This window comes from Bacteroidota bacterium, assembly GCA_034723125.1.
Lineage (GTDB): Bacteria > Bacteroidota > Bacteroidia > CAILMK01 > JAAYUY01 > JAYEOP01.
In genome coordinates this window covers 1-14,852 of sequence record JAYEOP010000175.1, presented here as the reverse complement: position 1 = coordinate 14,852, position 14,852 = coordinate 1, and the positions used below count along the sequence as shown (strand labels likewise).

Genomic DNA, 14,852 nt, shown 5'->3' with positions numbered 1-14,852 from the left:
CTATTTAAGGAATGAAGATATTTTGTAAAATTATTTGGAGTTTAACCACCAAAATCATCAAAATGAATATTTTCTTCGTAAACACCAAAGTCATCAAGCATTTTTAAAACAGCTTGATTCATCATTGGTGGTCCGCAGAAATAATATTCTATATCCTCAGGTTCAGGATGTTTACTTAAATAATTATTAATAATAACTTGATGAATAAATCCTGTATAGCCTGTCCAGTTATCTTCAGGCATTGGCTCTGATAAAGCAATATTGAAAGTAAAATTAGGAAATTCTTTATCAATTTGTTTGAATTCATCAAGATAAAATAATTCGCGTAAAGAACGCCCGCCATACCAAAAGGTAACTTTTCGTCCGGTTTTTAAGGTGTTAAAAAGGTGGAAAATATGTGAACGCATTGGTGCCATACCTGCACCACCTCCAATATACATCATTTCTTTGTCAGTATCTTGTATGAAAAATTCTCCATAAGGTCCTGAAATTGTAACTTTATCACCTGCTTTTAGGGAGAAAATATATGATGAACAAATTCCCGGATTAACTTTTTTGAATCCGCATTTTTTTGAATCAAATGGTGGTGTAGCAATACGAATATTCAGTTTTATCAAATTCTTTTCTGCAGGATAGTTTGCCATTGAATAAGCCCTGTAAATAGGCTCACTATTTTTCATTGTTAAATCCCACATTTTAAAATTATCCCAATCTTCTTTGTATTCACCGTCAATATTAATATCTTTGTAATCAACAGTGATTTTAGGAACATCTATTTGTATGTATCCCCCTGATTTAAAATCAAGACTTTCTCCTTCGGGTAATTTTACAACAAATTCTTTAATGAATGTTGCAACATTTTTATTTGAGATAACTTCACATTCCCATTTTTTTATTCCGAATATTTCCGGAGGAATAGAGATGTCCATATCATTTTTTACCTTTACCTGACATCCGAGTCTCCAATTATTGTTTTGTTCTTTTCTTGAAAAGAAGCCTGTTTCGGTAGGAAGTATTGAGCCTCCGCCCTCATTTACTTGTACTTTACACATTCCGCAGGTACCACCTCCGCCACAGGCAGAAGGTAGAAATATCTCTTGTAGAGATAGTGTATCCAATAATGTTGAACCTGCATTTACTTCGATTTTCTTTTCATTATTTATATTCAGATTAACAGGTCCTGAGGCTACAAGTTTTGATCTGGCGTATAGTAATAATATTACTAAAAGCAAAATAATAAATAAAAAAACTATCGCACTAACAATTATAATTTTACCCAATCCTAAAGATAATAGTATCATTTTCGTATATTAAATTTATATTTTTATTCCCATAAAAGTCATAAAAGCAATTCCCATCAATCCTGTAATAATAAAGGTTATGCCTAATCCCCGTAAAGGTGCAGGTACATTAGAATATCTGATTTTTTCACGTATTGCTGCAATTGCAACAATTGCAAGTAACCAACCAACTCCTGAGCCTAACCCGAATACCGTTGCTTCTGTAAGAGTTTGATATTCTCTATCTTGCATGAATAGCGATCCTCCAAGTATAGCACAGTTGACTGCAATTAATGGAAGAAAAATACCTAAAGAACTATATAAAGATGGAGAGATTTTTTCAATAAACATTTCTACAAGTTGTACCATAGAAGCAATAACTGCAATAAATACAATAAAACTTAAGAAGCCAAGATTTACACTGTCAAAGCCCGAACCAAGCCATGATAATGCTCCTTCGGTTAATAGAAATTTTTCAATAAGATAATTTACAGGAACTGTAATTCCTAAAACAAAAATAACAGCCATTCCCATTCCCATTGAAGTTTTTACAGTTTTAGAAACTGCAAGGTATGAGCACATCCCAAGGAAGTATGCAAATACCATATTGTCAATAAAGATTGATTTAATAAATATATTTACAAGATCTTGCATTTCTTTTATTTTTTAATTCCTAATAAATTAACTAATATCAATTAATTCTTTAACTTTATATCTTTGTATCCAGATGATAATTCCAACAGTAATTAGTGCCATTGGCGGTAAAATCATCAAGCCGTTATTGGCATAACCTATTTCATACAAACCAATTTTTTCGATAACAGGATAACCCAGTAGAGTTCCTGCACCTAATAGTTCTCTAAAAAATCCTACTGCTATTAATATCCATGCATAGCCAACTCCATTCCCTAAACCGTCCCAAAAAGCTGCACTTGGCTTGTTGCTCATGGCAAATGCTTCTAATCGTCCCATAATAATGCAGTTGGTAATAATTAGCCCTACAAAAACCGATAATTCTTTGGAAACGTCATAAGCAAATGCTTTAAGAAATTGGTCAACAAGAATTACCATCATTGCAATAACAGTAAGTTGTACAATAATTCTTATTCTTGGTGGAATAGTTTTTCGCAATGATGCGATAATAATATTTGAAAAAACCAGTACAATAATAACGGATAATGACATTACAATTGAAGGTTTTAGCTTAGCAGTAACTGCAAGAGCCGAACAAATTCCCAAAACCTGAACGGTAATTGGATTATCTTGGTTCAATGGATTTTTTACCAGTTTCATATACTGGGCAGAAAAAAATGGTTCTCTTTCTTTTTTAACAGTATTCATTTATTTATTATTTTCAATGTTTTTGAAAAATAATTGATATTCTTTTAAGCAATCATACAACATATCGGAAACACCGTTGCATGTGAGTGTTCCTCCTGAAATAGCATCCACTCCGTGTAAATCATCAGGATTAGCACCTCCTTTAACAACTTTTACGGAAGTGAAATTCCATTTTTCATCAAAAATTTGATCTCCAATAAATTGATCGCGAAAATCTTTGTAAATAATTTCAGCACCCAAGCCAGGAGTTTCTCCTTTGTGTCCGAAAGTTGCTCCTTCTATTGTTTTGCCATCCTCTTTTATAGAAATATAACCCCAAACCGGACCCCATAAACCTTTCCCTCGCACTGGAATGATGTAATTTGTTTTGCCCTTTTTAGGTGTTGCTACAAATATTGGTAAATCTCTATTTTCCGCAGATTTTTTCATTTCTTTGGCAAGCTCTACATCAAATGCACGTTTTCCTTCTTTTATATTTCCTTTATTATCAATAACAAGTTCCTTAGTGACTACTTTATCATATTTTTGATACAGTTCATCAGCGAGGTATTTTTCACCTTCATTAATAACTTCTACTGTTGTAAGAATATTTTTGATTTTTTCAATCTCAATATTCTTTTCCTGATATGGCTTTAGCAGGCTTGCTGCTGTTGCCAATATCGATGCCACAATTATTATCATTACTGAGGCATAAATAAAAATATATCTGTTTGTAAACATTATTAAAATTTTTTAAGCTTTTTAAAGAAGCTAATTATTAACTACTTTTGAAAAGCGTTTAAGTCGTTTTTTAATATTTGATTCAACAATATAATGGTCAATTAGTGGTGCAAAAATATTCATTAGTAAAATAGCCATCATCATTCCTTCCGGATATGCAGGATTTATAACTCTTACTAATATTGCAAGAAGCCCAATTAAAAAACCGTAAATATATTTTCCCATATTTGTTTGTGTAGCACTTACAGGGTCTGTTGCCATAAATACAGCTCCAAAAGCAAAACCGCCAAGACATAATTGTTGCATTGGTGTTAAGGTCATAAATTCATTGGCACCAAAAGCATTAAAAATTAATGTCATTGCAATACCTCCAACAAATACCGATAACATTATTCTCCAACTTGCAGTAGCTGTTAGTAAAAGAATAATTGCACCTATAAGTATAGCTAATGTTGATGTTTCTCCAATTGAGCCTTGAACTGTTCCAATAAAAAGTTCTGAAAGTTTTGGTAATTTATCCAATGCACCTTCGGCTGCATAAGAAAGTGGTGTTGCACCTGTAAAAGCATCTGTAGCTGTGCCTCCTGCGGTACTTGTCCAAACAGGAGTTCCTGAAACGTCTATTGCTCCGGATATTTTTTGCGGATATGCAAAAAATAAAAATACTCTTGCAGTAAGTGCAGGATTGAGAATATTCATTCCTGTTCCTCCAAAAACTTCTTTCCCGATTACAATTGCAAATGCTATTGAAATAGCAAGCATCCAAAGTGGAATGTTAACAGGCATTATTAATGGTATTAAAAATCCTGTTACTAAAACTCCTTCGTTTACTTCATGTCCTCGCATTTGTGCAAAACCAAATTCAATTCCAAAACAAACAATATAAGAAACAATTAATAATGGAAGGATCTTTAAAAATCCGAACCAAAATTGTAAAAATATTGTATTCTCTGTATTACCTATCGCAATATCGTGCTGATGTCCTATATTCCAGCTACCGAAAAGGAAGACAGGAATAAGAGCTATCACTACAAATATCATTGTTCGCTTTGAATCATTTGAATCTCTGATATGAGCACCTTTTATTTTTGTAACCGTATTGGGAACAAATATAAAGGTTTCAAAGGCTTCAAATGTGGATTGTAACCAAGAGAACTTACCACCTTTTATAAAATGGGGTTTAATTTTATCTATTTGTTTTCTTAGTGCTTTCAATTTATTAGAAATTTTTATTTATAAATGTTATCCTAATTCTTTAATCATGTTAGAAATCCCGTCTCTTACAACTTTCTGAACTTCTGTTTTTGAAGTACAAATAACTTCACAAAGAGCAAAATCTTCAGGTGCAACTTCATATATTCCCAAATTCTCCATCAAATCAATATCTTCAATCATAATTGCTTTGATTAAATGAAGAGGGTAAATATCCATTGGAAATACTTTTTCGTATTCTCCTGACATTACGTATGCTCTTTGACCTCCGTGTAAGTTTGTGTCAAGTATTCGTTTTTTGTTTTTTAATAACCATGTTGACATAAAAGACCTTGAAAGACTGAATTTTTTTAATCCGGGAGTTATCCAACCAAAAAATTCATAATAATATCCTTCGGGAATAACAGTAATTTGGCTGTCATAGAATCCTAAATATCCGGTTTTTTCAATTTTAGTTCCTGATAAAACATTGCCACTGATGTACCTGTTTTCGTTTTCAAGCACATTGCCGTTTACGTAGTTATTAATGTTTGCTCCCATAAGGCTTTTATGGTACTTTCTTTCTTTTACTTCCGAACCTGTTAAGTTAAAGATTCTTTCAGCATTGTAGTGTCCTTCTTTAAACAGCCTTCCAATCATTAAAACATCTTGAGGTTTACAAACCCACACAATTTCATTTTTGTTGATAGGGTCAATATTATGGATTTGAATTCCCACATTTCCTGCAGGATGAGGACCGCTAAAATAGTTTAATTGAACATTGTTTGCTTCTGTAAAAACTTTTGAATTATTATCATCTTTTCTTAAACCTAGATGAACTTTTCCGTCAGTAAGCTTTTTTAATGCATCAATTCCTGTTTGAAAGTATTCCTTTTTTCCTTCAACAATAAAATTATTGTCGGGAGCAAGAGGTGCCGAATCAAAAGTAGAAATAAAAATTGCTTTAGGTTTATCATCAGGGTTGGCAATTATATCAAAAGGTCGTTGACGAATAAAAGGCCAAACTCCACTTTTTAAAAGATTGTCAATAATTTCCTTTCTTTCTAAAGTTGATGGATTAGCTTTTTTAAACTCTTCATATTCGTTTTTTGTGTCTGCTTCAATAACAATTTCCTGAATTACTCTTTTTTCCCCTCTAATAATCTCAGTAATTTTTCCGCTTACAGGAGAGGTAAAAACAACTTTTTCATTGTCTTTGTTACAAAAAATAGCTGTACCTGCTTTTACTTGTGCATCTTCCCTTAAAATGAGTTTTGGACGAACACCGTCAAAATCTAATGGTTTTAATGCAAACTTGGATGGTATCTTTTTGTTGTCAAATTTCAATTCCGAATTACCAACTAGTTTTACATCATATCCTTTTTTTATTTTAAATGTTTTAGACATTTTCTGTATTTGTTAAAATTAAATAACAAAAAAATTTTGCACGAACATAGATACTTTTTATCGAACTTTGCAAATATTTTTACATTCTTTTTAATTATATATATTTTATAAGCTGTAACTTATTATTTATCAAAACAAAAAATCTATGAAACAACTGCTCTTACTACTTTTATTATCCCTTTTAGTTTTTGTTAATACAACAAATTCTTTTGCTTTTGAAGAAAAATTTATAAATGAGAATAAAATATTTGACCCAAATATTAAAACTGTTGTGTTTTATAAAAGTGGAAAAATAAATACATTTCCAATAATTGACATTAATAATTTACAGGAAACTCTTACACTTTCATTTGATGATCTTGGAGGAGGATATAAAGAATTAATGTATTCTTTTGTGCATTGCACTTCAAATTGGGAAAAAAGCAATCTTTTTGTTGATGATTATCTGCAAGGTAACAGATACGGATATATTGAGAATTATGAATTTTCAACAAATACTTATCAGGATTTTACAAATTATTGGGTTGTAATTCCTTCAGAAAATATGAAGATAACCTTGTCGGGAAATTATCTTTTAAAAGTTTATTTTGCAGAAGATGAGGATAGTGTGCTATTAACAAGAAGGTTTTATGTAGTAAATCAAAAAATAAAAATACAGGCGGATTTAAAAGAGCCAACTTATGCAAAGTATCAGGATACAAAACAAGAAATTGATTTTACCATTGATTTTACAAATTTGAATGTAATGAATCCTGTTAAAGATATAAGTGTTGTACTGAGGCAAAACAAAAGATGGGATAATCAAATAACAGACCTAAAGCCAATGTATATTAATAATAATAAGTTAATTTATGATTACGAAGAGGAGAATCTTTTTTGGGGAAATAGTGAATGGCGTTTTGTTGATATGCGTTCAATCCGTTATCCGGGTAGAGGCGTTAATAAATTAAAGTTTGATTCTTTATACCATGTTTATTTGCTCGTTGATGAAGATCGTTCTCACTTGACTTACGCAGAGTGGATGGATTTAAACGGGGACAGAATAATTGCAGGAGATGAAAAAGGACTTAAGCCAAATGAAATTGATTATGTTTTTGCACATTTTAAATTAACCACTCCATATCCTGATGACGGAAAAGATGTTTATCTTTTTGGAGACTTAACAGATTGGGAAATTAATGAAGACTTTAAATTGCATTATGATGCAAGTCGAAAAATATATTTTACACAAGTAAAAGTAAAGCAAGGCTACTATAATTACTTTTATGTAATTAAAGATAATGAGACATCAACAATTGATTGTACACGTTTTCAAGGCTCCCATTTTGAAACCGAAAATGATTACAGAATATTTGTTTATGCACGTTCACAATTTTTTAACACTGATGAACTTATTGGTTATGTGGTTTTAAATACTAAAGAAGAATAAAAACAATTTCAAATTGGATACCTCAAAATAATGCTTTTCTTGATATAAAACAAAGAATAATAAAAAATAATCTTGCGGTCAATAACAATTAAAAATTACCTTTGCAAAATAATTTTATTACAAGTTGTATAGTATAATCTTGTGAAATATAGCAGTCAATTATGAAAACATTTTTTAAAATTTTACTTTTTTTAATAATACCTATTATTTTGGTATTTATAGTTATTGTAAAGTATAATCATTTAGATAGCAGGAATATTATAATCTCAAAAATTTATAAAGCAGACAAAACTGTAGATCATTCAAAGTTTGAGATTCTTCAGCAAGAATTTGAAAGCCCACAAGATTTAACTGTAGCTTGTTTATCTTGTCATAATAAACGCGGAGAAGAATTTATGAAAACATCTCATTGGAATTGTACAAGTATAGATACACTTTCAGATGGCAGAATAGTAGAGCTTGGGAAAAAAAATGTAATAAATAACTTTTGTGTTGGAATAAATTCTAATGAAGCTTTATGTTCAAAATGTCATGTCAGTTACGGATGTGAAAACAAAAACTTTGATTTCACAAATCAAAATAATATTGACTGTATTATTTGTCATGATAATACAGGGAATTATAAAAAAACTAAAGGAACAGGAGGCTTTCCTTCAGCAAAAGTAGATTTGAATGATATAGCGATGAATGTTGGACCAACTACTAATAACAACTGTTTAAATTGCCACGGGAAAGGTGGAGGCGGAAACAATGTAAAACATGGAGATTTAGAAATGGTTCAGGCAGATCCAGAAGCATGCACAAAAGACGTTGATGTACACATGGCACAAGACGGAGCAAATTTAAATTGTTCTCAGTGTCATGAAACTGTTCATCACCAAATAAAAGGTAAGGGACCAATGACTAATTCAAATAATTATGCTCAAAGCGAAGATAGAGTAAGCTGCATAAAATGTCATACTTCAAGACCTCATCAGTCGCGGATGCTAAACAATCATTTTGAAAAAGTATCTTGTCAAACTTGCCATATTCCAACTTATGCAAAAGTAAATCCTACACAAACATTTTGGGATTATTCAACAGCAGGGAAAATGAAAAACGGAAAGCCTTACGAAGAATGGAATAAAGATAAAACAGTAGAATATAGTACTAAACATGGTACAGCTCATTTTGGAAGTAATTTAACACCTGAATACAGATGGTGGAATGGTATAGCAGATAAAACAACTTTAAAAACAAAAATAACAACTGATACTGTTGATTTGAATGCTTTACATGGTGGATATGATGATCCTCACAGCAAAATTTATCCTATAAAAATAATGAGGGGAAAACAACCGTACGATACTAAAAACAAAACCTTTATTCAATTTAAATCATACGGCAAAAAAAGCTCTGGTGCATATTGGTCAGATTTTGATTGGAATAAATCAGCAAAAGTAGGAATGGAATATGTTGGGCAAACTTATAGCGGAGAAATGGACTTTATCAGTACACGTTCTTATTGGCCAATTAACCACATGGTTTCTGAGTCAGATAAGGCTTTATCTTGTACAGAATGCCATAGTAGAGATAGTAGATTAGCTGAGCTAAATAATTTTTATTTACCTGGCAGAGATGTTAATATCTTTTTAGATTGGGCAGGAAAACTTTTTGTTCTTTTCTCAATTTTTGGGGTTTCAATTCACGGATTTCTTAGGTTTAGAGCAAGAAATTAAAAATTAACAATATTAAAATGAAAAAAGTATATATATATAGTAAATACAATAGATTTTGGCACTGGACACAAGCACTTCTAATTTTCTTTTTAGCAACAACTGGTTTAGAGGTTCATGGTACATTTTCTCTTTTTGGTTACGACAAAGCTGTTACATTTCATAGTAATGCTGCTTGGGCACTAATTATATTAATGATTTTTACTGTTTTTTGGGATTTTACAATTGGAGAATGGAGACAATACATCCCAACCCTTAAAATGATGAAAGAACAACTGAATTATTATATATTTGGTATCTTTCACAAAGCAGAACATCCTACTCACAAAACAAAATATACAAAGTTTAATCCTTTGCAACGTCTAACATATTTAGGTTTGAAATTATTTATTATTCCATTAATGATTGTTACAGGAGTATTATATTTTTATTATTTCAGCACATTAAAAAGTGGAACAAATATGTCTTTAGATTGGATAGCTTACTTACATACATTTGGAGCATTTATTCTAATGGGTTTTGTTATTATTCATGTATATTTAACATCCACGGGGCATACAGTAACTTCAAGTGTAAAAGCAATGATTACAGGATGGGAAGAAATGTCTGATGAAGATGCAAAATATGCGATTGAGGAAGGTTTACAAGTAAAATTTTCTGAAATGAAAGCAGAAATAGCCAGTTCAACTAATATTGATGATCTACTTGAAAAAGCTTTAGAACATGTTGATGAAAAATTTGGTTATGTAAACAAATCATATTTACATGATACAACAAATCATGCAGGAGTTGGTTATTTTAGAATTGGTAGAAATGGTAAATACGAAGAAGTAAACGAAGGGTGGTTAAAAATTTATAAATGTAAATCTCCTGAACACATTATTGGTCAAACATACGGATTAAATAGAGACCCGAAAGATAAAGCAATAGTTGATGATATTGTTAAAAGAGTATTGAAGGGTGAAACCGTACATAATGCCGACCTTAAAAGAGTTTGTAAAAATGGAGACATAGGATATCATACATTAGCAGCATCACCTGTTTATGATAAAAACGGAAACATTAACGCAATTGAAGGTTTTATAATTGATACAACAGATCAACATAAAAATTAATTAATAATAGTAACTGTTTAAAATTAAATATTATGGAAAAAATTAAATACAGCGGAATTGCATGCTACAATGTAAATGTTAAATTAGGTCGTTCTGAATTGAGTAATGAAAAAGGTGTACTAGTGTTAGAAACAAATCACCAACCTGATTATTATGCGAAAGCAAATTTCCCTCCCAATAAACATCAAAATAATTGGAGATTATTTTTAATTGTGAAAGAGCATATTGATTGTTTTCAAGATACTGTTTTAAAAAAAGCATATCAGATTAACAAAATGTTAGATACTAATGTAGAAATAAACCCAGGACAACTTAAGTTCTATAACAAAGAATATCAATGTATAAGATTGGAGATTACTACTATAGAGGTGCTAGGGATTATTATTGATGAACTAAAATCTTTGGGAATTACATTCTTGAAAGATAAAAAAGTTGAGGATTACCAAACCAATCTTTTTTTTAAAAGATATACAGAACTTATAGAAATAAGAGACGGAGTTTGCAAAGACATTAAAATATCAGGACGTTATTTTTTCCCCATTGAAAGTATTCTTGAGCTTGATGAATTCCGAAAAGGAATGGATAGAATTAAACATTCCTGTAATTTTCATCTGTTTGACTCATTTTTATCTTTTATGTTTATTGAAGGTGGAAAAGGACAAGAATTTATTGGAATATTCTCAAATCATTGTGATGAAGAAAGATTCTCCGAATTAAAGAAAAATATTGAGAATATTTTTGATGTGTAACACCAACTGGTAAATTTATAAAGGTATATTCCTCTGCTACTTGAAAATAGTCCAATAATTTTTCTAATCAAAAAACATCCATGAAAAGCCAAATCGGAAAACTCCGGGATTGTGGGGATGGTGTTGGAAAATGAAATAGTTTGAGGAAGTAAGCCCTTGATTTACATGCTCATATTTTAAAAATATCCTCATCCTTTTTACTGAAAAGTCGATAAAGGCATCAACTATTGGATAAAAATCCGTAAAGTATTCTGTTTGTGAATAAGAAATGCTAAAGGGTGCAAAATAGGAGTTTGAATAATATCCTTTATACAATCTTGTATCAATACCTGCTCTAAAGTTCAATTTGTTTTTAAATATTTTATTGGCATAAAATACAGATGCATTTAGCATAAGTTGTGGGACTTGAATTATTGTTTTATCACTTACCCATTGATATTCAAGGTTGCTAATGATGAAAATTCTGGAAAAATTTAACTTGTTGTTTAAGTTTAAAGAAAAGTGATTTACAGCCTTTGTTGCTTGTTCCACTTCTATTGATTTATCAAAAAACACCCAATTGTTTAAATGTTTATATTCTGCTTTAAAAGAAGTATTTAATGCAGTCCATGCAATTTCAGTGAAAAGTGAATTTACTTTTATTTTTTTTAAATCATTTTTCCAGCGAAGGTGATTTGAAATAAGATTGCTTTGAATAAATGAAGGGGAATAAAAATGATGATTTACTCCAATTTTAAGCAATGTTGTTTTTGATGCTTTTAATTCTATTTTTTCAGTTAAATTAAAATCCGAAGCATTGGCACCGGCAATTATATAACTTCCATTTATACAAAAATTTCCCAATTGAAAATTTTTATTGAAATCGTAAAACGCATGAAGATTAAAATAATTACTGTCAAGGTTCATGTTTATTGTTTTGCCAATATCATATTTTATTCCTGAAGAAAAATCCCATGCTTTTAGTGTGCTAGGATGAATAATGTTTATGAACAATTTGTTACTTAATTCCTGATGGTTTATGCTATCGTTGGTAGCTGTGGAATCCAAAAATATATTTTTGTAATAAGATAAAGACGGTAAAGGCTCAAGGAAGTTGTAATCTGATTTTTTATAAATTGCGTGATGTACTAATTTTACTTTATTTTTTGATTTTTTATTAACAATTAGCGAATCATTTGTTGCAGAATCGGATACACAAGGGGAAAGCAAAAGTGTTTGAAAAAGGGAAAAAGTCTTTTCTTCAAGTTCGTGTTTTGCCTCATTTAAATTTACAGCTAATCCTTGTTTGCCTAATTTAGAAGTAGTTGCAAATGTTGAATCGTATTGTAACCCCCCATTTTCTCCAACATGAAATTTATTTGAGATATAACTAAAGTATAAATGATATTTTTCATTCTTGCTTTTAAATCTTGATGTTACTCCAAGATTGCTTAAGTGCGTTTTTTGGTTTAAGTAAAAACCCTCTGACCTGACAGAATTAAACAGCACACTTACATTCCATAATGGATTTATATTTCGGCTATGTAATGCTCTGAATCTTTGCATTTCTTTGTTTCCTTGCACATAAAAAAAATCAAAAAAGGGAGTGTAGGTATCGTAAAATTTTATTTTTTCAGGACTAAATTTAAAAATATCAAATTGATGTAATCCAATATTAAAAGCTGTTTCTTGTGGAGTTTGAAGTTTAAGATTCATGGTTGGAGAACCTATATTTCCTGTATTTTTATAAAAATTATCGAATCTGTAAGCTTCATTATATTGATGAAATAGAAAAAGATTTGTATCAATAGAAACAAATGAATCGGGATAAAGTTTTTGAAACTCAAGACTTGTGTAAGTAACTTTTATTTTTATAGAATCTTTCTCGGCTGAGAATAAAGTATTTTTAAAAACAAAAATAAAAACTAAAAGGAATATAAGAATTGATTTTTTCATTACAATTTATGAGTTTTCAAAAACCCTAAGTAAAAGAAATAAATATTTTATAAACTGCTGATTAAATTTTTAATAATTGCAGTCATTTTAGGTTCGCTTTTATTTGCAGCACTAATAACATCCTCAATAGAAACAGCCTCATTAATATCATGAAATCCTTCATCGGTTATTACTGAAATAGCAAAGGTAGGTAAACTCATGTGTCGTGCTACAATAGCTTCAGGTATTGTTGACATTCCTACCACATCAGCTCCAATAATTCTCAAATAGCGATATTCGGCATTTGTTTCAAGATTGGGACCTTGCACACTTGCATAAACTCCGGTGTGAACTCTGATGTCGGAAAAGTTCAATTTTTTTGCAATATCTTGAGCTTTTTTTATTAATTCTCTGCTGTAAGGCTCTGTCATGTCAGGAAAACGCGGACCAAGTTCTTCATGGTTTTTTCCTCTTAACGGATTACCTCCTAAAAGATTTATATGGTCTTTAATAATCATAACATCACCTGTTTTGATGTCAGGATTAACAGAGCCACAAGCATTTGAGATAAACAACTTTTCTATTCCAAGAAATTTTAATATCCTTACAGGGAAAGTTAATTCCTGAAAAGAATAACCTTCATAATAATGAAATCGTCCTTGCATAGCAACAACTTTTTTTCCATTAAGTATTCCGAAAACAAGGCGACCGTTATGGCTCTCTACCGTTGAAACAGGGAAGTTTGGAATTTTATCGTAATCTAAGGTGTATTTTATTTCAATATCTTTTACAAGTCCTCCGAGTCCGGTGCCTAAAATAATTCCAAACTGCGGTTCAAAATCAATTTTCTTTTTTATAAAATCAATTGTTTCATTTATTTTCTTCAACATATTTTAATATTTTGTTGTTAAAAGTGTTACTATCATCTATAATAATATCTATTGGAATAAAGTACAAAGGTAATGATTTAAATAAATTTTCCTTTTCTGAATTTCTAATTCTGCTAATATCTTTTTCCGTTGTCAATAATATTTTATTTTCATCAGCAAGTAATTCAAAAGCTTTCTTAATTTTATTTATGTCTTTTTTTGTAAAATTATGATGGTCGGCAAAGTTTATAAAATCAATATTTTTTGCTCTCTCCGAAATAAATTCTAATAAAACTTTGTAATTAGCAATAGCTGAAAAAAGTAATACCGAATATTTATTTAATGATGATAATTGTAATTTCAACTTATTGTTAAAATTAATTAATTCCTGATAATGAATGTTTGAAAAGAAAGTTTCCTGATAATTTTTAGGCTTTAATTTTAATAAAAAATCATTCTTTTCTTTTGCAGTAATATCTGTTTTTGTTTTTGTAATCAAAATAATATCAGCACTTTTTGAAGAACATTTTTGATCTCTGAGATTACCTGAGGGAAATATCATATCATTAAAATAGGGTGCATAAAATTCCGTAAGTAAAATATTCATTCCGGGCTTAACATATCTGTGCTGAAAAGAATCATCAAGAATAATTACATCAAGCTGTGGATTTATTTGTAGCAATTTTTTTATTCCTTCAACACGTTTTTCGCAAACAGCAACAACTAATTCCTGAAATTTATTTTTGATTTGAAATGGCTCATCTCCTATTTCTATAGCTGTGGAATTGTTTTTTGCCAAAACAAATCCTTTTGTTTTTCTTTTGTAGCCTCTGCTCAACAATGCAACTTTGTAATTTTTAGCTAACAATAGTTTTGTAAGATATTCTACAAGCGGTGTTTTTCCTGTACCGCCCAAAGAAAGATTACCAATCCCGATAACAGGAATATCAAATGATTCGGATCTTAAAAAATCTATGTCAAACAAAAAATTTCTCAAAAAAATCCATAGTGCATAAAGCAAAGAAAATGGGAATAAAAGTATTTTTCTAACAGTTTTCACAATGTAAAGATATAAAAATGAAAATTAACAATTCTTAAAAAAATCAAATATTATAACTATTG

General features: G+C 30.2%; 13 protein-coding genes. 4 read left to right on the top strand and 9 right to left on the bottom strand.

What is annotated here, in order from left to right; genetic code table 11:
* Positions 1 to 41: 41 nt before the first annotated feature.
* Genes nqrF through U9R42_05250 form a run of 6 tightly spaced genes read right to left on the bottom strand, consistent with a single transcriptional unit; the run spans position 42 to position 5,939 of the window.
* Positions 42 to 1,301 (bottom strand): NADH:ubiquinone reductase (Na(+)-transporting) subunit F, encoded by a 1,260-nt coding sequence (gene nqrF, locus U9R42_05275; protein ID MEA3495430.1) that lies wholly within the window; start codon positions 1,299 to 1,301, stop codon positions 42 to 44.
* Positions 1,302 to 1,316: 15 nt separating this feature from the next.
* Positions 1,317 to 1,934: an NADH:ubiquinone reductase (Na(+)-transporting) subunit E gene (gene nqrE, locus U9R42_05270; GenBank protein MEA3495429.1), complete on the bottom strand. Its 618-nt coding sequence runs from the start codon at positions 1,932 to 1,934 to the stop codon at positions 1,317 to 1,319.
* A 27-nt stretch (positions 1,935 to 1,961) separates the two neighbouring features.
* On the bottom strand, positions 1,962 to 2,621 hold the full coding sequence (locus U9R42_05265) for an NADH:ubiquinone reductase (Na(+)-transporting) subunit D (protein ID MEA3495428.1): 660 nt from the start codon (positions 2,619 to 2,621) through the stop codon (positions 1,962 to 1,964).
* The gene (nqrC, locus tag U9R42_05260; protein ID MEA3495427.1) at positions 2,622 to 3,341 is read right to left on the bottom strand and encodes an NADH:ubiquinone reductase (Na(+)-transporting) subunit C; all 720 of its coding nucleotides are present in this window, start codon (positions 3,339 to 3,341) and stop codon (positions 2,622 to 2,624) included. It abuts the gene before it with no gap.
* Between the two features lie 30 nt (positions 3,342 to 3,371).
* Positions 3,372 to 4,556: an NADH:ubiquinone reductase (Na(+)-transporting) subunit B gene (locus tag U9R42_05255; protein MEA3495426.1), complete on the bottom strand. Its 1,185-nt coding sequence runs from the start codon at positions 4,554 to 4,556 to the stop codon at positions 3,372 to 3,374.
* A 27-nt stretch (positions 4,557 to 4,583) separates the two neighbouring features.
* Positions 4,584 to 5,939, bottom strand: coding sequence for a Na(+)-translocating NADH-quinone reductase subunit A (locus U9R42_05250; GenBank protein MEA3495425.1), 1,356 nt, complete (start codon positions 5,937 to 5,939; stop codon positions 4,584 to 4,586).
* A gap of 145 nt (positions 5,940 to 6,084) precedes the next feature.
* Between U9R42_05250 and U9R42_05245 the strand changes: the two genes are divergently transcribed.
* The 4 genes from U9R42_05245 to U9R42_05230 all read left to right on the top strand — a co-directional run bounded on the left by U9R42_05245 (position 6,085) and on the right by U9R42_05230 (position 10,947).
* Entirely contained in the window at positions 6,085 to 7,368 is a 1,284-nt protein-coding gene (locus U9R42_05245) for a DUF5103 domain-containing protein (GenBank protein MEA3495424.1), read from the top strand.
* Positions 7,369 to 7,529: 161 nt separating this feature from the next.
* The gene (locus U9R42_05240; protein MEA3495423.1) at positions 7,530 to 9,086 is read left to right on the top strand and encodes a tetrathionate reductase family octaheme c-type cytochrome; all 1,557 of its coding nucleotides are present in this window, start codon (positions 7,530 to 7,532) and stop codon (positions 9,084 to 9,086) included.
* 17 nt (positions 9,087 to 9,103) lie between these two features.
* Positions 9,104 to 10,198, top strand: a complete 1,095-nt coding sequence (locus U9R42_05235; GenBank protein ID MEA3495422.1) for a cytochrome b/b6 domain-containing protein — start codon at positions 9,104 to 9,106, stop codon at positions 10,196 to 10,198.
* A 32-nt stretch (positions 10,199 to 10,230) separates the two neighbouring features.
* Positions 10,231 to 10,947, top strand: a complete 717-nt coding sequence (locus U9R42_05230; protein MEA3495421.1) for a hypothetical protein — start codon at positions 10,231 to 10,233, stop codon at positions 10,945 to 10,947.
* A 63-nt stretch (positions 10,948 to 11,010) separates the two neighbouring features.
* Here the strand turns inward: U9R42_05230 and U9R42_05225 are convergent, their stop codons facing one another.
* From U9R42_05225 to lpxK, 3 genes are read right to left on the bottom strand one after another with little or no spacing between them, the layout of a single operon-like run.
* On the bottom strand, positions 11,011 to 12,882 hold the full coding sequence (locus U9R42_05225) for a putative porin (GenBank protein ID MEA3495420.1): 1,872 nt from the start codon (positions 12,880 to 12,882) through the stop codon (positions 11,011 to 11,013).
* 47 nt (positions 12,883 to 12,929) lie between these two features.
* Positions 12,930 to 13,751: a purine-nucleoside phosphorylase gene (locus U9R42_05220; GenBank protein MEA3495419.1), complete on the bottom strand. Its 822-nt coding sequence runs from the start codon at positions 13,749 to 13,751 to the stop codon at positions 12,930 to 12,932.
* Positions 13,732 to 14,790: a tetraacyldisaccharide 4'-kinase gene (lpxK, locus tag U9R42_05215; protein ID MEA3495418.1), complete on the bottom strand. Its 1,059-nt coding sequence runs from the start codon at positions 14,788 to 14,790 to the stop codon at positions 13,732 to 13,734. The genes U9R42_05220 and lpxK overlap by 20 nt, the downstream gene beginning before the upstream one ends.
* Between the last annotated feature and the right edge of the window lie 62 nt (positions 14,791 to 14,852).

Bases quoted from the DNA above. Each gene is read 5' to 3' on its own strand.
- U9R42_05240 (MEA3495423.1), top strand. From the start codon at position 7,530: ATGAAAACATTTTTTAAAATTTTACTTTTTTTAATAATACCTATTATT.
- U9R42_05235 (MEA3495422.1), top strand. From the start codon at position 9,104: ATGAAAAAAGTATATATATATAGTAAATACAATAGATTTTGGCACTGG.
- U9R42_05225 (MEA3495420.1), bottom strand. From the start codon at position 12,882: ATGAAAAAATCAATTCTTATATTCCTTTTAGTTTTTATTTTTGTTTTT.
- U9R42_05245 (MEA3495424.1), top strand. From the start codon at position 6,085: ATGAAACAACTGCTCTTACTACTTTTATTATCCCTTTTAGTTTTTGTT.
- U9R42_05250 (MEA3495425.1), bottom strand. From the start codon at position 5,939: ATGTCTAAAACATTTAAAATAAAAAAAGGATATGATGTAAAACTAGTT.
- nqrC (MEA3495427.1), bottom strand. From the start codon at position 3,341: ATGTTTACAAACAGATATATTTTTATTTATGCCTCAGTAATGATAATA.
- nqrF (MEA3495430.1), bottom strand. From the start codon at position 1,301: ATGATACTATTATCTTTAGGATTGGGTAAAATTATAATTGTTAGTGCG.
- U9R42_05220 (MEA3495419.1), bottom strand. From the start codon at position 13,751: ATGTTGAAGAAAATAAATGAAACAATTGATTTTATAAAAAAGAAAATT.
- U9R42_05265 (MEA3495428.1), bottom strand. From the start codon at position 2,621: ATGAATACTGTTAAAAAAGAAAGAGAACCATTTTTTTCTGCCCAGTAT.
- U9R42_05230 (MEA3495421.1), top strand. From the start codon at position 10,231: ATGGAAAAAATTAAATACAGCGGAATTGCATGCTACAATGTAAATGTT.
- nqrE (MEA3495429.1), bottom strand. From the start codon at position 1,934: ATGCAAGATCTTGTAAATATATTTATTAAATCAATCTTTATTGACAAT.